Here is a 23682-nt window from a genome sequence, read left to right as displayed (position 1 = left end):
CCCTGATCATCCTGACCGGAAGAGCGTTTCCATGAAGAAACTCGGTGTTTTTATCGCTGTCCTCCTTGCCGGAACAAGCGCCGCGCAGGCCTCGACGCTGTTCATGGGGTCTTACCCCGACAAGATGTTGGTGCTGGATGAAGCCACCGGCGCGGTGCAGGACCGGCTGACGCTGGCTTCAGGGCTGCCGACCTCGATGCGCTTGTCTAACGACAAATCGAAGATTTACGTGACGACGATCACCACCAGCGGGATCGAAGTGATCGACACGAAAACCAAGAAGGTGATCAATTCGTTCAGCCTGAACACGCCCACGGTGCGTTATCGCTTCAACGGCGGCGTGCCCGATCCTACGGGCCGTTTCTTCTACACGATGATCCAGAAGTTCGAAAAGCTGCCTGATCGTTATACCGTCAGCCCGCAGATGTTCGGCGTGATCGATTTGCAGAAAAAGGCGGTTGTCCGCACCGTCGACGTGCCTGAAGAAGACGTGCGCAACGGTGGCGGGCGCGGCAATTACATGATGTCTGCCGATGGCAAGACCATGTTTCTGATCCGCGACAAAGTTCTGGTGATCGACACCGCCGAACTCAAGGTCAAAGACCGGCTGGAGTTTTCAAAGCCCGAGGCCACCGGCATCGAGGGCGTCAGCTTTGGCGGCGGCGTGGAGACCTTGCGCAACCCGAACGAGTACGTCTCGCTGTTTAACGCGCAAGACCCGTATATCCGCAACAAGATCTTCGGCGTGGGCCGTTTTGATCTGGCGACCAAGACCTTTGCCTTCCGCCCGATTGGCCCCGCGCCGGTGGGTGGCGGCATGGCCGGTTTGCAGGTTTCGGCCGACATGAAAGAAGGCTGGACCGTTGTCACGCAAGAGAAGGTGGGCAACAAGCGGTGCGAATTCTGGCACTTTGATCTTTCGACCAATCTGGTGAAGAACAAGGCTGAATTCCCCTGCCGCACGCGCTTCCAGTTCGGCATGTCGGGCGATGGCAAGATGCTGTATATCTACGGCGCAAGCTACGACATCGAGATGTACGATGCGCAAACGCTGCAACACATCAAGACGGTCGACCTTGGCAATGACACTACCGGCGCGGGGATGATCATCACCCAGTGACGGGCAGCGTTCTCCTTCGCGGGCGCTCGATTGCGCTGCGCGGACAGGGTGTAGCGGTAGCGACCGCAGCCAATCTGTTGAACCGCGCAGGCGTTACCTTGGAATTGGAACCTGGCTCCAGACGCCCGGTGCCGGTCATCATGTTGAGCGATCCGGCGCTGGCGCTGCTCCGCGATGTTTTTAGCAAGCCCGATTTGTTTGCCGGGAAAGCCCGGATCGAGCGCCGCGTGGTGCGCTGGGGTGCCGGTGAAGCAGTGGCGATGCCGCATGGCGCTGTGGTCGTATCCGAAGATGATTTGACTGATGCTCTTGCGGCAGCGCCTCAGGCCAGCCTAGCAAATGCGGGCAACACCAAAGCCTTCGCCACCATTCACGGGATGTCGCCGTTCCCGGTTTCCAACATGCAGCGCTTTGGCGAACGGCTGTCCTCCACCGCGCTCGTGCGGCTTTCAGCCAAGGCTGATCCGGCGACATGCTGGGTTGAATCCGTCGATGATGGCTGGCTGTTCCTGATCCCGGACAGCGTTGGCGGGGCATGGCTTCTCAGCGTAGGTGGCGCGCCTGAGGAACTGGCGGCGCAAGCACCGATGATCGCACCGCTGATCGATACGATGGAGCCCGCCAGCGGCGCGTTCGACACATCTCCGCGCATGCTGGAACAGCTTGCCGGGGAAGGCTGGCTGGCGCTGGGCACCGCCGCGCTCGCGTTCGATCCGATCTGCGGCGATGGCACTGCGCAGGCGACGCGCGAGGCGATTTTGGCCAGCGCCGTCATCACCGCGCTGGGCCGAGGGGAAGATCAGGCGGCGCTCATCACCCATTACCATTCGATGCTGCTGGCCGCGATGCGCCGTCATTTGCAACTATCGCTGCCATTCTATGGCGGGGCAGGATCATCGCCGTGGTGGCGCGAACAATATGCCGCATCGCGCGCCGGATATGACTGGTGCACCGCGCGTCTGGCAACCATGCCCGAGCCGCGCTTTGCCCTGCACGGCTTTGATCTGGTGCGCCGGGAACTGGCGGCGTGAGAGGATCGCCGACGCCCCCCCCTGCCCCCAAGATTGCACCGTGGAGCACATATGGGCGGCTGTGGCCTTGGCTCAAACCCTATGCGCCGCGCCTCGCGCTGGTGCTGCTCGCCAGCCTTGTGGCGACCGCGCTGAACCTTGCGCAACCACTGATTTCCAAGCTGATGATCGATGAAGCGCTGATCAAACGCGATTGGGACATGCTGGTGAAAATCGCCACGCTGATGGTGGGGGCGACCATCGGCGGCTTCGCGGTCAACGCGCTGGTGTCCTACCGCTATGTCGCCATTTCCGCCGCGATGTTATTCGATATGCGCGTATCGTTGTTGCGGCACTTGCAAACGCTTTCCCCCCGCTTTTACGGATCGTTCCGGCTGGGCGATCTGATGTCGCGCCTCAACAGCGATGTGTCCGATGTGCAGCGCGTGGTGGGCGATACGCTGCTTTCGGTGGTCAGCAACGTGCTGTTCTTTGCAGGCAGCGTGGGCATGATGCTGTGGCTGGATTGGAAGCTGTTTCTGGTGGGAACCGTGCTGGTGCCGCTGGCTGTGGCAAGCTTCCTGCACTTCCAGCGCCGGATGACCGACCTTTCGCGCCAGATGCGCGAAAGCGGCGCGGACATCGGCAGCCTGCTGGTCGATACGATCATGGGCATGCGCACGGTCAACACTTTGGGCGCCGAGAACCATCAGGCAGAACGGTTTCGCGCCGCCAATGGCGGTTTCATCGCCACGATGCTGAAGATGCAGACCGTTTCGTTCATGACGGGCGCACTGCCCGGAACGATTGTCACCGCTTCAAGCGCGGCGGTGATGATCTATGGCGGCAAGCAGATCATCGATGGCACGATGACCATCGGCGCGTTGGTGGCCTTTATCACCTATCACGGACGCCTGCTGGGGCCGGTGCAAGCGCTGATGGGCCTCACATCCAGCCTTGCCACCGCGCGGGTGGCCCTGGCGCGAATTTTCGAACTGTTCGATACCGCGCCCGAAGTGACCGAGGCAGCATCGCCCAAACCCTTGACCGGGGTGAAACGCGAAATCCGGTTCGAGGGCGTTTCGATGGATCATGGGCGCGAGGCGGTGCTGCGCGATGTAGACCTGACGATTCCGGCGGGCGCGATGACCGCGATCCTTGGGGCCTCGGGCGCGGGCAAATCTACTCTGGCCGACCTGCTGGTGCGGTTCCACGATCCGGTGACCGGGCGCGTGACGATCGATGGCACGGATATCCGCGAGCTATCTTTGGCCGATTTGCGCGCGCGGGTCTTGCTGGTGGATCAGGCCCCGTTCCTGTTCAATGCCACGATTGCACAGAACATCGCCTTTGCGCGCGAGACAGCGTCGCGTGCCGACATTGAGGCGGCGGCAGGAGCGGCAGGGCTTGCACCACTGATCGCGCGTCTGCCCGAAGGGCTGGACACGCGCACGGGCGAACGCGGCCTCGCGCTGTCTGCCGGAGAGCGTCACCGTATCGCCATCGCCCGCGCACTGCTGCGCCAGCCCGACGTGCTGATCCTGGATGAACCGACAGCGGCACTGGATGAAGCGACCGAAATGCTGGTGGCGCAAGGGCTGCGCCGCGCATTACCCCACGCCACGCTGATCGTGATCACGCACAAGCCCGCGCTGGCCGACATGGCCGACCACGTGCTGCGGCTCGACCATGGCCTTGCCAGCATCGCGCCACAGGTGACAACGCATGGTTGAGCCCTTGCGCATAGCGGTGATCGATAGCGGGGTTCATCCCACGCATCCGCATATTGCTGCCGACCGGCTGCTGCCCGGCCTGTCGCTGCTGGCCGACGGGACAGTGCTGAGCGGTGAGGACGAAGCGCTTGACCGGCTAGGCCATGGCACGGCGGTGACAGCGGCGATCCAGGAGCAGGCACCAGACGCCTTGATCCTGCCGATCCGGGTGTTCCGCGAAGGCTTGCGCGCCAGTGCGCGTGCGCTGGCAGGGGCGATCCGCTGCGCGATTGAGGCGCAGGTGGACTTGATCAACCTGAGCCTTGGCACACCCAATGCAGCCCATGCCGATGTCTTTGCCGCGCTGGCTGATGAGGCGGTGGCAGCGGGCGCGTTGATCGTTGCGGCGCGCGAGGCCGAAGGTGCGCCGTGCTGGCCGGGGTGCTTGCCCCAAGTGCTGGGCGTGGGGCTGGATTGGGATGTGCCGCGCGGGGGTCCCGGGCTTGGCGCAGATGGCGCGGTCTATGCCTCGGGCTATCCCCGCCCTATCCCCGGTGTGCCACAACAGCGCAATTTGTATGGCATCAGCTTTGCGGTGGCGCAGGTGACAGGTTGGGTGGCGGCAAACTGTCAATTGCGCCCAATTGCACGCGCCGATGTCTTGGCGAGACTTGCGCCGATTGACGTACACGCGAGTCCTGATGCGCAGCCTAAGCAAGAGGCATGATTCAGACGACCCGTCCGCCTCTCCGCAGACCTGCGCCGCCTCCTGCCGCACTGGCCGAGGCTGAGGCTTTATTGGACGGGCAGCCGCATAAGGCGCTGACCAAGGCCGAGGCCATTCTTGCCAAAGCGCCCGGATATCCCCCCGCAGAGTTCATCGTGGCGCGCGCATTGCGCCGGATCGGCAAGGGCAAGCAGGCGCTGGCGCGGCTGGATGCGCTGGCGCGGGCCAATGCACGCGTGCCCGCTGTGCTGTGGGAACTGGGCGAGTTGAGCGCAGAGCTTGGCGATAATCCGCGCGCGGTGGTGGCGCTTCAGACGCTGACGCAAGTGCAGCCGAGCATTCCTTCGGGATGGTTCCTGCTGGCGCGTTGCCTGCGCAAGCTGGGTCATTCCGGCGATGCTTGGCGGGCGGAACTATCCGCGATCTACGCATCATCGCACGATGCCGAATTGCAGAAGGCCGCTTTGGCGGTGAACGATGGGCTATTGGACGAGGCGGACGCGGTGCTGAAAGCACGGTTGGTGCGTTTGCCCGATGATCCGCCCGCCTGCCGCATGGTGGGCGAGATTGCATGGCGGCGCGGCGATATGACCACCGCGCTCGAATGGGTGGAGCGCGCGGTTCTGGCGGCTCCCGGCTTTGATCTGGCGCGCGATTTCCTGATCCGCCTGCTGATGCAGACCAACCGCCTGCCCGATGCCTTGGCCCATGCCGAAGTGCTGATCGGATCGCCGGTGGAATCGCCGGGGCACAAGCTGATTCTGGCATCGGTATTGGTGAAGCTGGGCCATCAGGAACGCGCGCGCAGCCTTTATGAAGAACTCTTGGCAGCGCAACCCGAACAGCCGCAAGTCTGGCAGAACCTTGGCCACGTACTCAAAACATTGGGCGCACAGACCGAGGCGGTGCATGCTTACCGGCAGGCCGTGAAGTATCAGCCGACGATGGGAGAGGCATGGTGGAGCCTTGCCAACCTGAAAACGGTACGGCTCGACGCTGATGATATTGCCGCAATGGAAGCGGCATTGGCATCGCTGGGCGCTGCGACGGACGAGCAGAATGAGGACGTGTTCCACCTGCACTTCTCGCTCGGCAAAGCGTTTGAGGATGCCAGGGACTATCCCGCATCGTTCCGCCATTACGATGCGGGCAACGCCTTGCGCCGCACGATGGTGCTGCACGATGCCGATAGCTTCAGCGCCGAAGTGCGCGCGACGGCGGAGACATTTACTGCGGCGTTCATTGCGCAGATGGGAGACGGCGGGTGCCCTGCCCCAGATCCGATCTTTGTGGTGGGCCTGCCGCGTTCGGGATCGACGCTGGTGGAACAGATTCTGGCAAGCCACAGCCAGATCGAGGGCACGATGGAACTGCCCGAGATGATGATGATGGCCGCCCGCCTGCAATCGCGCGTGGACGAGGGCGAGTTTGCCGATTTCGCCACGATGGTCGCCTCGCTGACACCTGATGACCGCACGCGGTTGGGCGAGGAGTATATCGAGCGCACGCGGGTCCACCGGCAGACCGGCCGGCCGCTGTTCATCGACAAGATGCCCAACAACTGGCAGCACGTGGGCCTGATCAAGCTGATCCTGCCCAATGCCAAGATCATCGATGCGCGGCGGCACCCGCTTTCGTGCTGCATATCGGGCTGGAAACAGCATTTCGCGCGCGGCCAGACATTCACGTATGATCTGGGCGAGATCGGGCTATACTACAGCGATTATGTGGGGCTGATGGCTGCGTTTGATGCCCATGCGCCCGGCGCTGTGCACCGCGTGATTTATGAGGACATGGTGGCCGATACCGAAACACAGGTCCGCTGCGTGCTTGATTATATCGGTGTGCCGTTTGAACCGGGCTGTCTTGAATTCTACAACAATGATCGCGCGGTGCGCACCGCCAGTTCCGAGCAAGTGCGCAAACCGATCTTCCGTGACGGGCTGGAGCCTTGGCGGAACTATGAGCCCTGGCTTGGACCACTGGTTGAAGCGCTAGGTCCGGTTTTAACGGCTTACCCCGAGGCGCCATAGCCCGTTTCAGCGGTGGCTGCCGAGCATGTTGGCGTGGGTGATCGCCACGGCGAGCGCATCCGCGGCATCTTCGCCCGCCAGCTTTACCCCGGGCAGCAGGATCTTGAGCATGTGCTGGATCTGCTGCTTTTCCGCGCCGCCCGTACCGACCAGCGCCTTTTTGATCACTTTGGTCGAGTATTCCTCAACCGGAATGCCCGACCGTGCGATCGATAGCATCGCGACACCGCGCGCCTGACCAAGCTTCAGGGTCGATTGCGGGTTCACATTCATGAATACTTCTTCGACCGCGCCCGCATCCGGGTTGTAGAGCGCAATCACTGCGGCAAGCGCAGCATCGAGTTCGACAAGGCGTTCGGCCATGCTGGTCTTGGCATTGGTGCGGATCTGGCCATTGGCAACATGGCGCAAATTGCTGCCCGATTTAGAGATCACACCCCAGCCGGTAACGGTCAGGCCCGGGTCAATACCGAGGATGATCATACGTTTAAAACCACGCGTCGAATGGGCCGTCAGCCTCTTCTGAAAGATCGGTATCATCCGGCGAGCGACTGTTCACGGCATCGACAATGCTGCCGGAGCTTGTGCTCCCGCTACTGCAAGACAATGAAGCCAGCGTCGTTTCACCCTGCGGGCCAGTTTGTACCGAAATACCCGAATAGGTCCGCCCGGGCCGATCCGCCAGTTCGCCATCCTGGCCCTTGAACACGATGTAATGCGTCTGTCCGTTCGAAAAACGCACGTGTTCCTGATAGCCGCCAGCGCCTTGGCCGCGAACAGTGCCGACGCGCACGTTCGACCAGTCAGACCGGTTGGCAAGATCAAGCGCCGGTTGGCCAAGCGGACCATAGCGATAATGCACTGCTGATTTTGATCCGCACACGCTGCCGACCGACTTACCGAACTTGCACGAATAGATCACGGCTTCACCGGCGCGACATTGGCTGACCGCCGGATTGACCGGCTGGGAATGCAGCAGCGAACCACTGGCCAGCCCCGCTATCAAAGCGGCGACCGGCCAGAGGCGATGCAAAATCAACCCAACTTCTCCATCACGTCGTCGGGGATTTCGTAATTGCCCCACACGGTTTGGACGTCGTCATCGTCATCAAGCACGTCAATCAGCTTGAGCAGCGTGGCTGCGTCGTCTGCTGAAACTTCGGTCTTGAGGCTGGGCTTCCACGCCAGTTTCACGCCTTCGGCTTCGCCCAGCGTCTTTTCCAGTTCGCGGGCAACTTCGTGGAGGTTTTCCACCGCAACCCAGATCTGGTGGCTGCCGGGATTTTCATCGCCATCGCCCATATCTGATTCGACATCATCGGCGCCCGCTTCAATCGCGGCTTCGAGGACTTTTTCCTCGTCACCCACCGAGCCGGGATACTCGATCAGGCCGAGGCGTTCGAAGCCGTGGCTGACCGCGCCGCTTGCGCCAAGGTTGCCGCCGTTCTTGGAAAACGCGGTGCGCACGTTGGTGGCGGTGCGGTTACGGTTGTCGGTCAGCGCTTCGACGATCACGGCAACACCGCCGGGGCCATAGCCTTCGTAGCGCACTTCTTCGTAGTTATCGCCTTCGCCTTTGGTTGCCTTATCAATGGCGCGGGCGATGTTGTCCTTGGGCATCGACTGCGCTTTGGCCGCGTTGACGGCGGCGCGCAGACGCGGGTTCATGTCGGGATCGGGCATGCCCATCTTGGCGGCCACAGTGATTTCGCGGCTGAGTTTGGAGAACTGCGCCGAACGCTTTTTGTCCTGCGCACCCTTGCGGTGCATGATGTTTTTAAACTTGGAATGGCCTGCCATGGTCCGTGCTTCTTGCTGATCTTGCGGGAATGTGAGTTGCCCCTAGCGGACGACGCGCTTTCGGGCAATGATTGCGCGATGATCCTGCCGACGACAGTTTTCGCCACCTTGATGGAACCCATCGCCTTTTGGCGCAATCCCCAGCCGATGCGGCCTGATGGCTTGCGGGCAGCGGGTGCTTGGCGGCGATGGGCGTTGCTGACCGCTATGCAAGTGGGCGGGCTGATGGGCGTGGTGGTCCCTGTAATGCTGGCGTGGCGGCAGATATTTGATTTGCCATCCCCCGATGCCTTCAATGGCATGACCCCGCTGGCGCTGTGGGGAGGCACGGTTTTGCTGGCCCCTGTGCTGGAAGAGTTGTTCTTTCGTGGCTGGTTGAGCGGATTGCCGCGCGCGCTGTGGGCTATGGCGATAACGCTTGCCGGGCTGGCGCTGTTTATGGGCTTTGGCAAAGCCAATCCGCTGGCAGGCGGCGGCATCCTGCTGGCCACGACCGCTGCGGTGATCGGCGTGTGGTTTTGGCTGCGCCATAAGCAGGAGCGGCCCGGCTGGTTTGACGGGGCGTTTCCATGGCTGTTTCATATCAACGCCTTGGCCTTTGCCGCGCTGCATCTGGCGAATTACCCCAAGTTTACGCTTGCCGCGATTCCCTTGGTTCTGCCGCAATTCTGGACCGGCTTGATGCTCGGGTTCCTGCGCCTGCGCATCGGACTTGGCGCGGCGATCCTGACCCACATCATATCAAACGCCATAGCGCTAACGCTGGCCATGATCGTGGGTTAGACGATTACTGCTGTTCCACTGACGCTGACCATCAGCATCGATCCGCGCGCACCAATGGTTTCGTAATCGATATCAACGCCAATCACGGCATTGGCCCCCAAGGCGCGCGCCTTGTCTTCGAGTTCACGCATCGCCTGTTCACGCCCGCGCGCGAGGACTTCTTCATACTTGCCCGAACGGCCACCAAAAATATCGGTAATGGAGGCAAAAAGGTCGCGCACGATGTTTGCGCCAAGGATCACCTCGCCGGTAACAACGCCAAGATAGCGCTGAACCGGACGACCTTCGATAAGGCTGGTGGTGGAAACGAGCATGACAGGCCTTCCGTTATCACGAAGAGGTAGCCTTACCCGATTTGTTATTCGATGCCGAGAGCAGTCTTGTAGAGTTCAAGCACGGCTTCCATTTCACGGCGATCATCGGGCTTCATCTTGCGCAGGCGGACGACTTGGCGCATGATTTTGGCATCATAACCAACGGCTTTGCCTTCGTTGTAGACGTCCTTGATGTCGTCGCCGATGCCCTTCTTTTCCTCTTCGAGGCGTTCGATGCGCTCAATCAGCAGGCGCAGGCGGTCGTCGGCAGTTTCGGCCATCGGGCTATCTCCGGGTAACGGGTGAATCGGTTGCGGCGCTGATAGACGCGCCGCCGCCTATCGGCAAAGTGCAGCTTGTGGAAATCTCGGGAATCGGGTGGCACTATCCGTGCATGCCGCCGTTTTTCTTGAGGCTTTCGTCCATGCGCGCCATTTGTTCGGGCGTGGCTTCGGTCTGGAAGCGGGCCTTCCATTCGGCTGCGGGAAGCCCGTGAATGACCTCGCGCGCGGTCGCCTTGTCAAAACCGGCGCCTGCATCATTGATCCAATCGGCAAGGCAATTGCGGCAAAATCCGGCAAGGCCCATCAAATCAATGTTTTGCGCGTCATGGCGGTGGCGCAGATGGCGCACCAGACGGCGGAAGGCGGCGGCGGCGACCGCATCGGGAAGTTCATCAAGGGCATCGCTCGGTATAAGTGTTGCATTCGTATCCACTGTAATGGTCCTTGGGTTTTTTTGGGGCATACGCCATAGCGCGTGACATTGTTTCATAAGGAGTACCAGAGCTGTGGCAAAGATCGATCCGAGCGCTGTCATGACCAGGGGCCGCAAGGTAAAGATCCTCGCTACCGTAGGGCCTGCCAGCAGCGATCCGGAAATGCTGGAAAAGCTGGTGCGTGCAGGCGCTGATGCGTTTCGCGTCAATATGAGCCATGGCGAGCACGCCATTCACGCCCAAACCATCGCCAATATCCGCGCGCTCGAAAAGAAGTTGGACCGCGCAATTACCATTTTGTGCGATTTACAAGGGCCGAAGCTGCGCGTTGGCAAGTTCAAGGAGGGGCGCGCGGTCATCCGCCATTCCGGGCACTTTACGCTGGATCGCAACCCCGAACCGGGTGATGAAACCCGCGTATGCCTGCCCCATCCCGAACTGTTCGGTGTGCTGCAAAAGGGCCAGCGCCTGTTGATCGATGATGGCAAGCTGCGGCTGCGGGTGATTCGCGCAGACGAGAACGAGATCCTGTGCTCTGCCGAAGTGGGCGGGGTGATTTCGGACCGCAAAGGCGTGAACGTGCCCGATGCGGTGGTGCCTGTGCCCGCGCTGACCGAAAAGGACCGCCGCGATTTGTCGTTTGCAGTGGAACATGGCGCAGACTGGATCGCTTTGTCGTTCGTGCAGCGGCCCGAAGATGTGGCCGAAGCGCGCCGCTTGATGGGCGGATATGGCGCACTGATGGCCAAGATCGAAAAGCCTGCTGCAATCTCAAGGCTGGAAGAGATTATCGAGCTGTCCGACGGAATCATGGTGGCGCGCGGCGATCTGGGCGTGGAACTCAATCCTGAAGAAGTGCCGCCGCTGCAAAAACGCATTGTCGAATCGGCGCGCCGGCAGGGCAAGCCGGTGGTTGTCGCCACGCAAATGCTCGAATCGATGATCGAAGCGCCGACGCCAACGCGCGCCGAAGTTTCCGACGTTGCCAATGCGGTTTATGATGGCGCAGACGCCGTGATGCTTTCGGCAGAAACAGCCGCTGGTGCCTGGCCCGAAGAAGCGGTGACGATCATGCACCGGATTGCGGCACAAGTGGAAGCTGATCCCGGCTATGCCGCGCGCGTCCACTTTATCGAAACGCTGCCCGATCCCACCACCGCAGACGCCTTGGCGCAAGCCGCTGCCAGCATTGTAAACACGGTGCCGATTGCCGGGATCATCGTTTTCACCGGCTCCGGTTCGACTGCGCGCAGGGTTGCGCGCGAACGCCCGGGCGTGCCGATGCTGGTACTGACGCCATCGGAAAAGACGGCACGCAAGGTCGGCCTGCTGTGGGGCGCGCATGCGGTCAGCACAAAGGACATCGGCAGTTTTGAAGAAATGATCGCCAAGGGCAAGCGTATGGCGCTGCGTCATGGCTTTGGCACGGCGGGATCGCGCCTTGTGGCTTTGGCCGGTGTTCCTTTTGGCACTCCGGGCGCAACCAACTTGCTTCATGTGGTAACGCTGATCGGCAACGAACTCGATCACTATAACGGCGGTTAAAACACCCTCAAGATTGCCCGACTTTAACCGAGGCCAAGCGAAGACCATCACGGCCCAAGCGTTTTTCCGAAGCGAGAACGCGGTTCTTTCCGGCTTTCTTGGCAGCATAAAGCGCTGCATCGGCAATGGGCAAAATGTCTGTTGCCGATGTTGCGGTTTCGGGCACGGTGGCAACGCCGAGGGATGCGGAGATGGCGCATTCGTGGCTGTTGCTGAGCGATTCGATCCGTTCGCGCAGGATTTCGGCTTTCTCCATCGCATCTTCCAGCGAGCAATCCGGCAGAATCGCCACCAGCTCTTCTCCGCCATAGCGGCAAACGACGTCAGTCGGGCGTAATGCACCCACAAGCTGGGCCGCAACATCGCGCAGCACAGCATCGCCCTTGGCGTGGCCTTGTTCGTCATTGAGTCTTTTGAAATCATCAAGGTCGAGCATGATGACCGCCGTGCTTCCGCCGGTGCGCGAGCCTAGTGAGACGAACCGCTCCAGCGCGTCTTCCATATAGCGCCGATTATAAAGCCCGGTGAGCGGATCGCGCAGCGATTGCGTGCGCAGCTTTTCGCGCAGGGAAATGTTAGACAGCGCAAGCGACATCGAGTCCGAAAGGGCACGGCCTAACTGACGGATCTCCATAAGCCGCTCGAATGCCCCCTCTTGGTCGTCGTGGGCAATCACCAGTAGGCCGTGCAATTGGCCGCATGCCATCATCGGCATTTCGACACTGGCCGTTTGCGAACTGTGGTGATTGCAGCACAGTGATCCTTCATGTGGCGCGTTGATATGGGGCTTGCCGCGTTTGAGTGCCCAGCAATTGGACGGGGAAAGCATTTCAGGCGCAGGAAGTTCTTGTGGCATGTCCCAAGCTCGGGCCAGATCAAGCCGGTCGCGCGAATTGTTGAAAACATAAAGCGCCACACCGTAGCCCGGCAATAGCCGCCGGGCTGTGGCCATCAGTACGGCACCAGCATCCTCGTATGTTTCGGCGGCCTGAAGCATGTCGGTCATCGCAAACAGTTCCTGAATCTGTTCGCGCGAATCGCTGGTAACGCGAAAGTGGTCCCGCTCCCGCTGTTTAAGTGTCAGCGCAGTGCGCCGCAGGATCATCTGCACGCCGAAAGTAAGGCCAAGCGCAACCGCTGCGATTCCCGCAAGGCTGTCATGATAGATGTCGGCGACAAAAAGAGTTAGCAGAACCGTAACGAGCACAATGATCTGCGCTGCCATTGCCGCAAGATGGGTGCGCTCGAGAAGCGTATCGTTCGCCACCGACATCTGCTGCAGTTGCACCGCCTGCTTGCTCTTGGCCATACCTTCACCCTATCTTTCACGAAGGTATAGAGCGAAGGAAGGCAGAAAATCGTTAAGCAAGACAATAGTAGAAAGCCCCCTCAGTTGGTGGCCCAAGGTTAACGATAAAAGGTTTTTTTAACGCGATCCGAACAGAGCCGCGCCAACCCGGACATGGCTTGCACCAAGCTGTACCGCAGTTTCCAGATCGTCGCTCATGCCCATCGAAAGGCGTTCAAGGCCGCTGTCGTTCGCCAGCTTGTCGAGCAATGCAAAGAACGGAGCAGGTTCGATGCCAGCCGGTGGCACACACATCAACCCGATGACTTCGATATCCATCGCTTGTGCCTTCCCGAGAAGATCAGGGAGATCGCTCACGGCGCAACCGCCCTTCTGATCTTCGTTGCCGATGTTAACCTGGATGAAGCAAGGCACGCGCTTACCCAGTTTTGCCTGCGCAGCCGCAAGAGCTACAATCAGGCTGGACCGGTCGAGCGAATGGATGCAATCAAACAGCGCTACCGCGTTTTCTGCCTTGTTAGATTGCAGTTGGCCGACAAGGTGCAGTTCCACATCAGGATGAACCGCACGAATCGCAGGCCATTTTTCCTGCGCTTCCTGCACGCGGTTCTCGCCAAACACGCGCTGGCCTTGCGAAATCAGGTCAAGGATCGCCTCTGCGGGCTTGGTTTTTGATATGGCGACAAGCGTCACCTCTTTGGCCTGACGGCGAGAGATCTTTGCAGCGGTCGCAATGCGGGCGCGGACATGTTCAAGGGGTGATGAAGGGGCTGCCTGTTCCATGGCGCGGTGCTATAGCGCAGAGATGGCAAAGCGCCAGACCAACAAAGGGACGGCTGTCCCACGCCTCATCCTGATCAGCGATCGCCGCAATGATGCCGCGCTGGAGCGTGCCCTTGCGCGCCTGCCGCGCGGGAGCGCACTGGTGTTCCGGCATTATGATTTGCCAGCGTCGGCGCGGCAGCGGCGGTTTGAATGCCTGAAGCGCATCGCCCGTGCCCATGGCATCTGCATGATCGGGGCCAGAACGCCGCGTGGCTGGCGCGTCGACGGCACTTACGGAAGTCCGCGCGAGGTTGCGGGCACCAAGGGCCTGCGCCTTGCCACCGCGCATTCGTTGGCTGAAATTGCTGAGGCCGTGCGGGTAAAGGCAGACGCTGTGCTGCTTTCACCTGTTTTTCCCACGCGGTCGCATCCGGGCGGTGTAGTGCTTGGGCCGGTGCGGTTTCTGCGCATGGCACGGCAATCGCCGATCCCGGTGATCGCCTTGGGCGGGATGACGCGTCGCCGTGCCGCGACTTTGCCCGTCCACGGCTGGGCCGCGATTGATGGGCTGGTTTAACGGTTTGAATCACAGCAAAACCCGTCGGGATTCTTGACGGTGAGTCCCCTTCGGGCGCATGATGGGGCAAGTAAAGGCAGGGATAAGCGTAATCATGGCAAGCCGGGCAGGATCAAGCGCACGCGGAAGCGGTGCAGACTGGCGCGCCGTACTGCGCCGGTCTTTGCGCCGCAGCCTTGAGCTTATCGGCGGCGGGGTGCTGGTCGCCGTATTGGCATTCCTCGCGCTGGCACTGGTCAGCTATACCCAGACCGATCCTTCGGGCAGCACCGCTTCGGGCAGTCCGGTCGAGAACTGGATGGGCCTGCCCGGTGCCTGGGCGGCAGAACGCGTGCTTTTGTTTTTTGGCGCGCCCGGAGCCTTGCTTTTGCCCCTCCTGTGGGTGTTCGCACGGCGGTTATGGGATGCCGAAAGCGATCTGATCGACATTGACGAAGAAGATGGAGAAGTTTCATCGCCACGCTGGTGGCGGCCAACCCTGCTGTTGTTTCTGGCAATGGCGCTGATCGGCACGGCGCTGGCCCTGTGGGGGCCGAATGCGGCAAGCCGTTTGCCGGCGGGCCTTGGTGGTATGGCAGGATTGTTGGGCGCGGCAGGGATTACGAGATTGGCAAGATTTGCCCCGCAAATCGAAATGATCTGGTTCACCGCACCACTGGGACTAATCGCGCTGGGCAGCGGGATGGCCATTGCCAGCCGCGTGTTCGCTTTTGACTGGGCACGAATGTTAAGCCTGCCGTCGTTCCTGCGCCGACCTGTACGCGACGATCTGGATGATGACGAGGAAGAGGACGCCCCGGTTGCGTCCCCTGGCACAAAGGGCAAGCGCGACAGAGAAGCGAGCGCCTTGGCCGACTCCATCGATATCGAGGCCGCGCTTGCCCCTCGCAAGCCGACCGAGATTTCCGATCCGACACGCAATCCCGCGCCTGCCGCCGTCTTCCCCAAAGTCCGGCAGGGCGATCTGTTTGATAAGTACGAATTGCCCTCGATTGATATCCTGATCGAAGCACCGCCGGGATCGGAACAAAAGATCGACAAGCTGGCGCTGGAACGCAACGCGCGGCTGCTGGAAAACGTGCTCGACGATTTCAACGTGAAGGGCGAAATCACCGCCGTCCGCACCGGGCCGGTTGTCACCATGTATGAACTGGAACCGGCGCCGGGCATCAAGGCCAGCCGGGTGATTGGTCTGGCTGACGACATTGCCCGCAATATGAGCGCGATTTCGGCGCGTGTTTCGGCCATTCCGGGCCGCACCGTGATGGGCATCGAATTGCCCAATGCGATCCGCGATATGGTTTCGTTCCGCGAACTGATCGCGTGCGAAAAGTTTGCTAATTCAAAGGCCTTGCTGCCGATCATCCTTGGCAAGGATATTTCGGGCGAACCCATCGTGGCCGATCTTGCCACAATGCCGCACTTGCTGGTGGCAGGGACCACCGGTTCGGGTAAATCGGTCGGGCTCAACTGCATCCTGCTCTCGCTGCTCTACCGGCTTACCCCCGCACAGTGCCGCCTGATCCTTGTCGATCCCAAAGTGCTGGAACTGAAGTCATACGACGATATCCCGCACTTGCTTTCACCCGTAGTGACCGAGCCTGCCAAGGCGGTGCGCGCGCTGAAATGGGCGGTTGAGGAAATGGAGCGGCGCTATCGCCAGATGTCGTCAGTGGCGGTGCGCAATATCTCGGGCTTCAATGAAAAGGTGCGCGCGGCCCAAGCCAAGGGTAAGCCACTGGGCCGCCGCATCCAAGTCGGCTTCGATCCCGATACCGGCGAGGAAATGTTCGAAGAACAGCAGCTTGAATACGAAGTCCTGCCGCAAATCGTGGTGATCGTCGACGAACTGGCCGACCTTATGGTGACGGTCGGCAAGGAAATCGAAGTGCTTATCCAGCGGCTTTCGCAAAAGAGCCGTGCTGCGGGTATCCACCTGATCATGGCCACGCAGCGCCCGTCGGTTGACGTGATCACCGGCGTGATCAAGGCCAACTTGCCCACGCGCATCAGCTTTGCCGTGACCAGCCGCATCGATAGCCGCACGATCCTTGGCGAACAGGGTGCCGAACAACTGCTGGGCAAGGGCGATATGCTCTACAAGCCCAACACCGACCCGATCAAGCGCGTCCACGGCCCGTTCGTTTCGGACGAAGAGGTTGAGAAAGTGGCCGATCACTGGCGCAGCCAGGGCAGCCCCGATTACGTCGATTCGGTTACCGAAGAGCCAGAGGATGGCGGCTTCGGCTTTGACGATATCGATGGCGCGTCAGATAATCCCGAGGACCGCAAGTACCGTCAGGTCTGCCAGCTCGTGTTCGAAAGCCAGAAGGCATCGGCAAGCTGGATCCAGCGCCAGATGGGCGTGGGCTATAACACCGCTTCGAAGTGGATCGAGCGGATGGAATCAGATGGCCTCGTTGGCCCATCAAACCACGTCGGCAGACGCGAGATCTATCGCGACAAGGACGGCAACGTACTGTGATGCAACGCTGATTGCGTACTTCAAACCACGCTCACCCTAGGCCTTTCGAAGGGTGAGCGCCCCCAAGCCGCGCCAGATGCTTCGATAAGCTCAGCATGAGCGGGTGTGATGGATTGCGAAATAAATAGGGACTGTCCCCATTTATTGACCCTATTTTTGAGTCATGAATGGTTCCGCGACGTCCTTGGGCACGCGCAGAAGTCTACCTGAGGCGCGATCAATCAAGGCCCATGTGGTTTTGGCGCTGACGATGATCTTGCCCGCTGCATTGGTAAAATCCACCCGCCGGTCAAACCGTGCGCCGGTTGGGCCTTCGGGCAGGAACGTCACCGCATCGACGCTTTCACCCAGCGCGATATTGCCGCGATAATCGATCTCGTGCCGCGTTACGACCCAGACATAGGCCTGCTGGTGCGCCAGCGGGGCCACCGCCTCCCAATGCGCGGTGGCCATGTCCTGAATCCAGTTCACCCACACCGCATTGTTCACATGGCCCAGTTCATCGATGTGCTCGGGTCCAGCAGTGAAGCTGCGGGTGTGGCTGTTGCTCATAAGCAATTACCGTTCAGACATTGGAACAACAGCGTTCCCCACAAGGTCAAGGGAAAGGCCAGAACTGGAAGCGTGAGGATTAACCACCAGTACCTATACCGGTACAGTGAAATCGCAAGCATCAGCAGCCCAAATACTTGCAAAGGAAACGAAATAAGCAGTCGCTGACCATCTCCCGGAAACGCGATGAGCAGCGCGGTCGCAATTGTGGCCAAAACGGCCAGTTTTGACGGCCACTGAAGCTCGCGTAGCGTCACGCCTCCACGCCCAACTGCCACAGGACAAACGCGAATTCCTCGGCGGTTTCCTTTAAGGATTCGAACCGGCCTGATTTGCCGCCATGGCCTGCGCCCATGTTGGTCTTGAGGATCAGTTCGTTGGTGTCGGTCTTCACCTCGCGCAATTTGGCGACCCATTTGGCGGGCTCCCAATAGGTAACGCGCGGATCGTTGAGGCCTGCGGTGACCATTAGCGGCGGGTAGGCTTGGGGTTTGACCTGATCGTATGGCGAATACGACCGGATCAGTTCGAACGCGGCCTTGTCCTCAATCGGGTTGCCCCATTCGGGCCATTCGCCCGGCGTCAACGGCAGATCGGCATCGAGCATCGTGGCCAGAACATCGACGAAGGGCACATGGGCTACGACCGCGCCCCACAAGTCTGGGTCACTATTGATCACCGCGCCCATCAGTTCGCCGCCTGCCGATCCACCCGAAATGCTGATCTTGCCCGCTTCAGTGAAGCCGCGATCAATCAGGCCTTTGGCGACATCGACGAAATCGTTGAAGGTGTTGGTGCGCGCTTCCAGCTTGCCCGCTTTATACCACGCCCGGCCCAGATCATCGCCGCCCCGGATATGCGCGATGGCATAGGCAAAACCGCGATCGACAAGGCTGAGCCGCGTGGTCGAAAAGCCGGGGCCAATGGCGATGCCATAAGCGCCATAACCGTAAAGGTGAAGCGGGCCACCCGCTGCACGATCCTTGCGCCAGACCACGCTGACCGGAACCAAAGTGCCATCGCGCGCTGCGATTTCCAGCCGTGCGGTTTCATAAAGCGAGGCGTCATAGCCGCTAGGGATTTCCTGCACTTTCAGAAGCTTCAGGCTGCGTGTGGCGACATCGTAATCGAACGATGACGCTGGGCTGACCATCGATTCATAGCCAACCCGCAGCACGGTCATCGCCCATTCGGGGTTATCGCCCAGCGACGCTTCATAGCTGGCTTCGGGGAATTCGATGGGCTCGATGCGCGCCGGATCATCATAAAAGCGCACTTCGATGCGGTCCAAGCCGCGCACCCGGCCTTCGACCACATAGAAATCGCGGAACAGTTCAAAGCCGGTGAGGTAAAACTCGTCCGACCCTTCGATCAGCGTGGTCCATTCGCCGGGGTTGCTGAGGGACGCGGTAGCGAGGCGGAAGTTTTCGTGGATGTCGTTGGTCTGGATATAGAGCACGCCCTCGCGCTCATCGACGTCATATTCTACGCCCTTTTGCCGCGCTTTGACCAATATGGGTTCGGCCAAAGGATCGTGCGCAGGCACCAGCCGCGTTTCGCCGGTTTCATGATCGCCGGTCGAGATGATAAGCCACTGTTCATTGGCCGAAAGCGCCGCGCCGACGCGAAAGCCTTCGTCGTCCTCGTGATAAAGTTCCACATCGTTTTCGAGCGGCTGGCCGATCCAGTGCAGCCGCGCATTGTCAGTCCGCCAGTTTTCGTTGGCGAGGCTATAGACAAGGCCGGTATCGTTCTTCACCCAGATCAGGCCGGACAAGGTGCCGGGGATTTCGTCGGGCAGGACTTCGCCGGTTGCGATCACCTTGATCCGCGCGGTGAAGCGTTCCGAGCCATTGTCATCGACAGACCACGCCAGCTTGGTGCCATCGGACGACACCGCAATCGCGCCAAGGCGGAAGTATTCCACGCCTTCGGCCAGCGCTACTTCATCAAGGATCAGTTCGTCCGCGCTGCCATCATCGGGCACACCCACAGGGCGGCGCCACCACTTCTTGTATTCCGCGCCCTCTTCGTATTCGATCCAGTAGAGGAAATTGCCGTCCTTTTGCGGGACCGATTTATCGGCCTCTTTAATGCGCGCGCGCATTTCGGTGAACAGGCTGTCGATTACCGGTTTGCGTTCGCCCATGCGGCTTTCAAACCACGCGTTTTCGGCCTCAAGGTGACCGAGAATTTCCTTGTCGGTCACTTCCGGATAGCCCGGATCGCGCAACCACGCGTAATCGTCGGACACGGTCAACCCGTGGTGCGAAAAGGTGTGGGGCTTTTTGGGGGCGAAGGGAGGTGTGGCAAGTGTCATTCCTCGCATCTATGGTGTGTCCATGACGCCCGCAAGGCGGGCTTTCGACGATTCAGGAATTGCCCATGTTGATGCACACACACGAAGCCCGTCTCGATGCCCTGCGCAAGCAACTGGCGAAGGACGGACTGGACGGCTTCGTTATCCCGATTTCCGACGAACATATGAGCGAATATGTAGGCAGCTATGCCCAGCGGCTGGAATGGTTGACCGGCTTTGGCGGATCGGCGGGCACGGCAGTGGTACTGGCTGACAAGGCCGCGATCTTTGTCGATGGGCGCTATACCCTGCAAGTGCGCGATCAGGTGGACGGCAAGTGCTGGTCCTACGAATCGGTGCCGCAAACCAGCGTTGCGGCTTGGCTGGGCGAACATGCGCCGCAAGGCGCGCGGATCGGTTATGATGCATGGCTCCATTCCAAGGGCTGGGCCGATGGCGTGGCCATGGCGCTGAAACATAGCGATGCGACATTGCTTCCGGTGGCCCGCAATCCTGTGGATTCGGTGTGGGAAGACCAGCCCGCGCCCTCGCTTGCGCCCGCGGTGCCCCATGCCGATGCACACGCGGGCAAATCGGCGCATGAAAAGCGCGCCGATATTGCCGCATGGCTCGCCGCCAACGGCCTTGATGCCGCTGTCGTAACCGCGCTCGATTCCGTGGCATGGCTGCTCAACATTCGAGGGAGCGATGTGGACCGGACGCCGGTCGCGCTGTCATTCGTGATTGCCCATGCCGATGGCACGGCGGACTTTTTTATCGCGCCCGAAAAGGTGACAGCGGACCTCACCGCGCACCTGGGCAATGCGGTGCGGGTGCAGCCGCGCGATGCTTTTGTTCCAGCGCTGGAAGCGTTGCGGGGCCGCAAGGTGGCGGTTGATCCCGAACGTGCGGTGGCGGCCGTGTTCCAAGCGCTGGAGGGTGCAGGCGCGAACATTATCGCGGTCACCGATCCGGTGGTCCTGCCCAAAGCGATCAAGAACCCGGTCGAGCAAGCGGGCCACCGCGCCGCGCAATCACGCGATGGTGCCGCTATCGCCCGTTTCCTGCATTGGGTGGGACAGGAAGCACCCCGAGGCGAGGTTACCGAATTATCCGCCGCTGACCGGTTGCAAGCTTTCCGTGCCGAAGGTGGCCTGCTCAAAGACTTGTCGTTTGATACGATCTCAGGCGCCGGCCCCAACGGCGCGGTGGTGCATTACCGGGTGAGCGAAGAGACCAGCCGCACGCTGGAACCAAACAGCGTCTACCTCGTCGATTCAGGCGGGCAATATGTTGATGGTACAACCGACATCACCCGCACGGTGTGGATCGGCCCAGATGCGCCGTCTGTAGAAGTAAAGGACCGCTTTACCCGCGTACTCAAAGGCCACATCGCGCTGGCGCGCGCGGTGTTCCCAAAAGGCACGGCGGGCAGCCAATTGGATAGTTTTGCGCGCCAGTTCCTTTGGAGCGCAGGCCTTGATTACGCGCATGGCACCGGCCACGGCGTTGGCAGCTTCCTGTCGGTCCACGAAGGCCCGCAGCGCATTGCCAAAGCAGCGGGCGGGCAAGCCGGAACGGGGCAGGAACTGCTGCCAGGCATGATCCTGTCGAACGAACCGGGCTATTACAAGACCGGCGAATACGGCATTCGCATCGAAAATCTGGTGCTGGTCGAACGCCGTGAGATCGCGGGCGCGGAAGGTGAATTCTTCGGCTTTGAAACGCTGACTTTCGCGCCGATTGACCGTACGCTGGTGGAAGTGGCGCTGCTGACGGCCGAAGAACGCGGATGGCTTGATAGCTATCACAGGCGAGTCCGCGCGGTTCTTGCACCGCAACTGATGGGCACCGATTTGATCTGGTTGGAAGCTGCCTGCGCCCCCTTATAAACGCCTATTTGTTCACTTATTGTTCTTAATATGCGATTCGGTGGACAGGAGAGAGGCAATGCTTGGATACGTAACGGTTGGCACCAATGATCTTGCGCGTGCAGCCAAATTCTATGATGCGATTGCAGCAGAATTGGGCGTTGGCAGGATGATGGAGTTTCCTACGGGCATCGCGTGGGGTGCTCCGGGCGGCGGGGCCGGGATTGGCGCAATGGTGCCTTTCGATGGCAACCCGGCAACGGTCGGCAATGGCGTGATGTTCGCGTTGGAAGCCAAGGATTCTGCGCAGGTTGATCGGCTCTATGCCATGGCGATGGCCAATGGTGGCAGCGATGAAGGTGCGCCGGGCGTGCGCGGTGGCGGCTTTTACGCTGCGTATTTCCGCGACCCCGACGGCAATAAACTCAACGCCTTTGTAATGGGCTGAAGCGCCAGCTTGCAGGCTGGTGAACGGCCTGCCATTGGCGCGACAAATTGCGACAAAGAACCGGCCTTCCGGGCATAATCGCGCGACAATATGCTCTTAGATAAGGGAAATGGAAACTGCGGTTGTCCCCAACCAGTCCCCTCTGGGCAAGGTCTCCCTCTCCCCTCCTTGCCGTGTGGCGGATGGCCGCAGTTTCTCCTCTTTTACGCTCACAGGAGCACCCCGACATGAAAACGAAATTCCAGATCGCCGCTGTTGCTGCCGTTTTGGCAACAACTTCGATGGCGCTTTATACCGCATCGCCTGCTTCGGCCCAAAAGATGGACGCCGATGGCGACAAGGCCATTTCGTGGAGCGAAGCCAAGGCAAAGGCTGACACGATGTGGACCAAGCTTGACGTTAACAAGGACGGCAAGCTCGATCCGGCTGACCGTTCTGCCAAAATGGGTGAGAAATTCGCATCGATCGATACGGACAAGAACGGCACCATCAGCCGCGATGAATTCATGGCACATCACAGACAGATGGAAGCGGGCAAAGAGGCGCGCGCCGAAAGCCGTGGCAAAGGTCGCGGCAAACATCGCGGCATGGGCCATTACGGCATGATGGGTGGCGGCATGGGCATGCTGGCCATGGCCGATACGAACAAGGATGGTGCTGTTTCCCGTACCGAATTCGATGCCGTCACCAAAATGCACTTCGACATGGCCGATGCCAACAAGGACGGTAAGATCACAGCCGACGAACGCCGCGCGATGATGGGCAAGATGGGCATGAAGCGCGGCTATCGCGGCCCAATGCTTAAGGGCGGCATGGGTGTAATGGGTGATGGACCGCCGCCCCCACCTCCGGCTAACTGAATGTCATGAACGACACGCCGATCCGAGTCCTCGTCGTCGATGACGAACCAGCCCTGCGCGAGCCCTTGGCGGACTACCTTGTCCGCCAGGGGTTTGTCGTAACGCAAGCTGCGACCGCAGCCGAGGCGCGCAGTCGGCTGAACGAAATGGGCTGCGACATTGTCCTGCTAGATATCATGATGCCGGGCGAGGATGGCTTATCGCTGTGCCGCCATCTGGTTGAGGCGCGCAAGCTGCCGGTGATCTTCATCACCGCAAAGGGTGAATCAACCGATCGCATCGTGGGGCTGGAAATCGGCGCTGACGATTACGTGGTAAAGCCGTTTGATCCCCGCGAACTGGTCGCGCGCATCCGCTCGGTATTGCGCCGCGCAAACAAGCAGTCGAGCGAGATTGCCGATGCCGTTGTTTATGAGTTTGAAGGCTGGCGGCTTGATCCGCTAAAGCGCCGTCTGATTGATCAGGAAGGCGCGGTCGTGGCGATTTCGTCGGCTGAATTCCGCCTTCTGCTCGCCTTTCTGGATCATCCCCGTCAAGTGCTGGACCGAGATCGCCTGCTGGATATGGTGCAAGGCCGCGAGGCGCACTTGTTTGACCGGGCGGTAGACAACCAGATCTCGCGCTTGCGCCGCAAAATCGAAGTCGATAGCCGCAACCCGCAATTGATCCAGACAGTATGGGGCGGTGGCTATATGCTGGCCGCCGAAGTGCGAAAACGCGCACCCACGGTGGAAGAGGTGTAACCGGCTTGCCA

The 23682-nt window shown here is 60.5% G+C and carries 23 protein-coding genes; 13 read left to right on the top strand and 10 right to left on the bottom strand.

Going from position 1 to position 23682, the window contains the following annotated elements; genetic code table 11:
• Positions 1-31: 31 nt before the first annotated feature.
• From IP81_RS00180 to IP81_RS00160, 5 genes are read left to right on the top strand one after another with little or no spacing between them, the layout of a single operon-like run.
• A complete protein-coding gene (locus tag IP81_RS00180) occupies positions 32-1120 on the top strand; it encodes a YncE family protein (protein WP_054105951.1) in 1089 nt (362 codons plus the stop codon).
• A complete protein-coding gene (locus IP81_RS00175) occupies positions 1117-2151 on the top strand; it encodes a hypothetical protein (protein WP_231626178.1) in 1035 nt (344 codons plus the stop codon). The genes IP81_RS00180 and IP81_RS00175 overlap by 4 nt, the downstream gene beginning before the upstream one ends.
• On the top strand, positions 2148-3863 hold the full coding sequence (locus IP81_RS00170) for an ABC transporter ATP-binding protein (RefSeq protein ID WP_054105950.1): 1716 nt from the start codon (positions 2148-2150) through the stop codon (positions 3861-3863). The genes IP81_RS00175 and IP81_RS00170 overlap by 4 nt, the downstream gene beginning before the upstream one ends.
• On the top strand, positions 3856-4569 hold the full coding sequence (locus tag IP81_RS00165; RefSeq protein ID WP_082355830.1) for a S8 family serine peptidase: 714 nt from the start codon (positions 3856-3858) through the stop codon (positions 4567-4569). The genes IP81_RS00170 and IP81_RS00165 overlap by 8 nt, the downstream gene beginning before the upstream one ends.
• Complete coding sequence (locus tag IP81_RS00160) at positions 4566-6602, top strand: tetratricopeptide repeat-containing sulfotransferase family protein (protein ID WP_054105949.1); 2037 nt, start codon at positions 4566-4568, stop codon at positions 6600-6602. Before IP81_RS00165 ends, IP81_RS00160 begins: the two co-directional genes overlap by 4 nt.
• Positions 6603-6608: 6 nt before the next feature.
• Here the strand turns inward: IP81_RS00160 and ruvC are convergent, their stop codons facing one another.
• The 3 genes from ruvC to IP81_RS00145 are packed head-to-tail and all read right to left on the bottom strand — an operon-like array spanning position 6609 to position 8402.
• A complete protein-coding gene (ruvC, locus tag IP81_RS00155) occupies positions 6609-7085 on the bottom strand; it encodes a crossover junction endodeoxyribonuclease RuvC (protein WP_054105948.1) in 477 nt (158 codons plus the stop codon).
• Positions 7086-7089: 4 nt separating this feature from the next.
• Positions 7090-7641, bottom strand: a complete 552-nt coding sequence (locus IP81_RS00150) for a hypothetical protein (protein WP_054105947.1) — start codon at positions 7639-7641, stop codon at positions 7090-7092.
• Positions 7638-8402: a YebC/PmpR family DNA-binding transcriptional regulator gene (locus tag IP81_RS00145; protein WP_054105946.1), complete on the bottom strand. Its 765-nt coding sequence runs from the start codon at positions 8400-8402 to the stop codon at positions 7638-7640. Before IP81_RS00145 ends, IP81_RS00150 begins: the two co-directional genes overlap by 4 nt.
• A gap of 36 nt (positions 8403-8438) precedes the next feature.
• Here IP81_RS00145 and IP81_RS00140 point away from each other — a divergent pair, with 36 nt between their 5' ends.
• A complete protein-coding gene (locus IP81_RS00140) occupies positions 8439-9185 on the top strand; it encodes a type II CAAX prenyl endopeptidase Rce1 family protein (protein WP_157573011.1) in 747 nt (248 codons plus the stop codon).
• On the opposite strand, the gene IP81_RS00135 is transcribed toward IP81_RS00140, so the two are convergent.
• From IP81_RS00135 to IP81_RS00125, 3 genes are all read right to left on the bottom strand, one after another.
• On the bottom strand, positions 9182-9499 hold the full coding sequence (locus IP81_RS00135; protein WP_054105944.1) for a heavy metal-binding domain-containing protein: 318 nt from the start codon (positions 9497-9499) through the stop codon (positions 9182-9184). The two genes, IP81_RS00140 and IP81_RS00135, sit on opposite strands and share 4 nt — an antisense overlap.
• A 44-nt stretch (positions 9500-9543) precedes the next feature.
• Positions 9544-9780: a DUF2312 domain-containing protein gene (locus IP81_RS00130; protein ID WP_054105943.1), complete on the bottom strand. Its 237-nt coding sequence runs from the start codon at positions 9778-9780 to the stop codon at positions 9544-9546.
• A gap of 103 nt (positions 9781-9883) precedes the next feature.
• Positions 9884-10216, bottom strand: coding sequence for a DUF1244 domain-containing protein (locus IP81_RS00125; protein WP_231626177.1), 333 nt, complete (start codon positions 10214-10216; stop codon positions 9884-9886).
• A gap of 100 nt (positions 10217-10316) precedes the next feature.
• Between IP81_RS00125 and pyk the strand changes: the two genes are divergently transcribed.
• On the top strand, positions 10317-11762 hold the full coding sequence (gene pyk, locus IP81_RS00120) for a pyruvate kinase (protein ID WP_054106068.1): 1446 nt from the start codon (positions 10317-10319) through the stop codon (positions 11760-11762).
• 7 nt (positions 11763-11769) lie between these two features.
• On the opposite strand, the gene IP81_RS00115 is transcribed toward pyk, so the two are convergent.
• A complete protein-coding gene (locus IP81_RS00115) occupies positions 11770-13071 on the bottom strand; it encodes a GGDEF domain-containing protein (protein ID WP_054105942.1) in 1302 nt (433 codons plus the stop codon).
• 117 nt (positions 13072-13188) lie between these two features.
• Entirely contained in the window at positions 13189-13854 is a 666-nt protein-coding gene (locus tag IP81_RS00110; protein ID WP_054105941.1) for a YggS family pyridoxal phosphate-dependent enzyme, read from the bottom strand.
• Between IP81_RS00110 and IP81_RS00105 the strand changes: the two genes are divergently transcribed.
• Positions 13853-14413, top strand: a complete 561-nt coding sequence (locus IP81_RS00105; protein WP_197274463.1) for a thiamine phosphate synthase — start codon at positions 13853-13855, stop codon at positions 14411-14413. The genes IP81_RS00110 and IP81_RS00105 overlap by 2 nt on opposite strands.
• A gap of 94 nt (positions 14414-14507) precedes the next feature.
• Entirely contained in the window at positions 14508-16898 is a 2391-nt protein-coding gene (locus tag IP81_RS00100) for a DNA translocase FtsK (protein ID WP_054106066.1), read from the top strand.
• A gap of 150 nt (positions 16899-17048) precedes the next feature.
• Here IP81_RS00100 and IP81_RS00095 read toward each other — a convergent pair whose 3' ends face one another.
• Entirely contained in the window at positions 17049-17450 is a 402-nt protein-coding gene (locus IP81_RS00095; protein WP_054105940.1) for a thioesterase family protein, read from the bottom strand.
• Positions 17451-17703: 253 nt separating this feature from the next.
• Entirely contained in the window at positions 17704-19779 is a 2076-nt protein-coding gene (locus tag IP81_RS00085; protein WP_054105938.1) for a S9 family peptidase, read from the bottom strand.
• Positions 19780-19841: 62 nt separating this feature from the next.
• Here IP81_RS00085 and IP81_RS00080 point away from each other — a divergent pair, with 62 nt between their 5' ends.
• The 4 genes from IP81_RS00080 to IP81_RS00065 all read left to right on the top strand — a co-directional run bounded on the left by IP81_RS00080 (position 19842) and on the right by IP81_RS00065 (position 23671).
• Positions 19842-21641 carry an aminopeptidase P family protein gene (locus IP81_RS00080; RefSeq protein ID WP_054106065.1) on the top strand — a complete coding sequence of 600 codons (1800 nt, stop codon included), beginning with the start codon at positions 19842-19844 and terminating at the stop codon, positions 21639-21641.
• 58 nt (positions 21642-21699) lie between these two features.
• The gene (locus IP81_RS00075; protein ID WP_054105937.1) at positions 21700-22068 is read left to right on the top strand and encodes a VOC family protein; all 369 of its coding nucleotides are present in this window, start codon (positions 21700-21702) and stop codon (positions 22066-22068) included.
• Between the two features lie 227 nt (positions 22069-22295).
• The gene (locus tag IP81_RS00070) at positions 22296-22928 is read left to right on the top strand and encodes an EF-hand domain-containing protein (protein WP_054105936.1); all 633 of its coding nucleotides are present in this window, start codon (positions 22296-22298) and stop codon (positions 22926-22928) included.
• A 5-nt stretch (positions 22929-22933) separates the two neighbouring features.
• On the top strand, positions 22934-23671 hold the full coding sequence (locus IP81_RS00065; protein WP_054105935.1) for a response regulator: 738 nt from the start codon (positions 22934-22936) through the stop codon (positions 23669-23671).
• Positions 23672-23682: the final 11 nt, after the last annotated feature.

Source organism: Novosphingobium sp. AAP83, assembly GCF_001295795.1.
GTDB lineage: Bacteria > Pseudomonadota > Alphaproteobacteria > Sphingomonadales > Sphingomonadaceae > Novosphingobium.
Note: the sequence above shows the minus strand (reverse complement) of the source record. Positions and strands in the feature narration are given on the sequence as shown.

Bases quoted from the DNA above. Each gene is read 5' to 3' on its own strand.
- IP81_RS00180 (WP_054105951.1), top strand. From the start codon at position 32: ATGAAGAAACTCGGTGTTTTTATCGCTGTCCTCCTTGCCGGAACAAGC.
- IP81_RS00165 (WP_082355830.1), top strand. From the start codon at position 3,856: ATGGTTGAGCCCTTGCGCATAGCGGTGATCGATAGCGGGGTTCATCCC.
- IP81_RS00160 (WP_054105949.1), top strand. From the start codon at position 4,566: ATGATTCAGACGACCCGTCCGCCTCTCCGCAGACCTGCGCCGCCTCCT.
- ruvC (WP_054105948.1), bottom strand. From the start codon at position 7,085: ATGATCATCCTCGGTATTGACCCGGGCCTGACCGTTACCGGCTGGGGT.
- IP81_RS00145 (WP_054105946.1), bottom strand. From the start codon at position 8,402: ATGGCAGGCCATTCCAAGTTTAAAAACATCATGCACCGCAAGGGTGCG.
- IP81_RS00135 (WP_054105944.1), bottom strand. From the start codon at position 9,499: ATGCTCGTTTCCACCACCAGCCTTATCGAAGGTCGTCCGGTTCAGCGC.
- IP81_RS00130 (WP_054105943.1), bottom strand. From the start codon at position 9,780: ATGGCCGAAACTGCCGACGACCGCCTGCGCCTGCTGATTGAGCGCATC.
- pyk (WP_054106068.1), top strand. From the start codon at position 10,317: ATGACCAGGGGCCGCAAGGTAAAGATCCTCGCTACCGTAGGGCCTGCC.
- IP81_RS00115 (WP_054105942.1), bottom strand. From the start codon at position 13,071: ATGGCCAAGAGCAAGCAGGCGGTGCAACTGCAGCAGATGTCGGTGGCG.
- IP81_RS00105 (WP_197274463.1), top strand. From the start codon at position 13,853: ATGGCGCGGTGCTATAGCGCAGAGATGGCAAAGCGCCAGACCAACAAA.
- IP81_RS00110 (WP_054105941.1), bottom strand. From the start codon at position 13,854: ATGGAACAGGCAGCCCCTTCATCACCCCTTGAACATGTCCGCGCCCGC.
- IP81_RS00100 (WP_054106066.1), top strand. From the start codon at position 14,508: ATGGCAAGCCGGGCAGGATCAAGCGCACGCGGAAGCGGTGCAGACTGG.
- IP81_RS00095 (WP_054105940.1), bottom strand. From the start codon at position 17,450: ATGAGCAACAGCCACACCCGCAGCTTCACTGCTGGACCCGAGCACATC.
- IP81_RS00085 (WP_054105938.1), bottom strand. From the start codon at position 19,779: ATGCGAGGAATGACACTTGCCACACCTCCCTTCGCCCCCAAAAAGCCC.
- IP81_RS00080 (WP_054106065.1), top strand. From the start codon at position 19,842: ATGCACACACACGAAGCCCGTCTCGATGCCCTGCGCAAGCAACTGGCG.
- IP81_RS00075 (WP_054105937.1), top strand. From the start codon at position 21,700: ATGCTTGGATACGTAACGGTTGGCACCAATGATCTTGCGCGTGCAGCC.
- IP81_RS00070 (WP_054105936.1), top strand. From the start codon at position 22,296: ATGAAAACGAAATTCCAGATCGCCGCTGTTGCTGCCGTTTTGGCAACA.
- IP81_RS00065 (WP_054105935.1), top strand. From the start codon at position 22,934: ATGAACGACACGCCGATCCGAGTCCTCGTCGTCGATGACGAACCAGCC.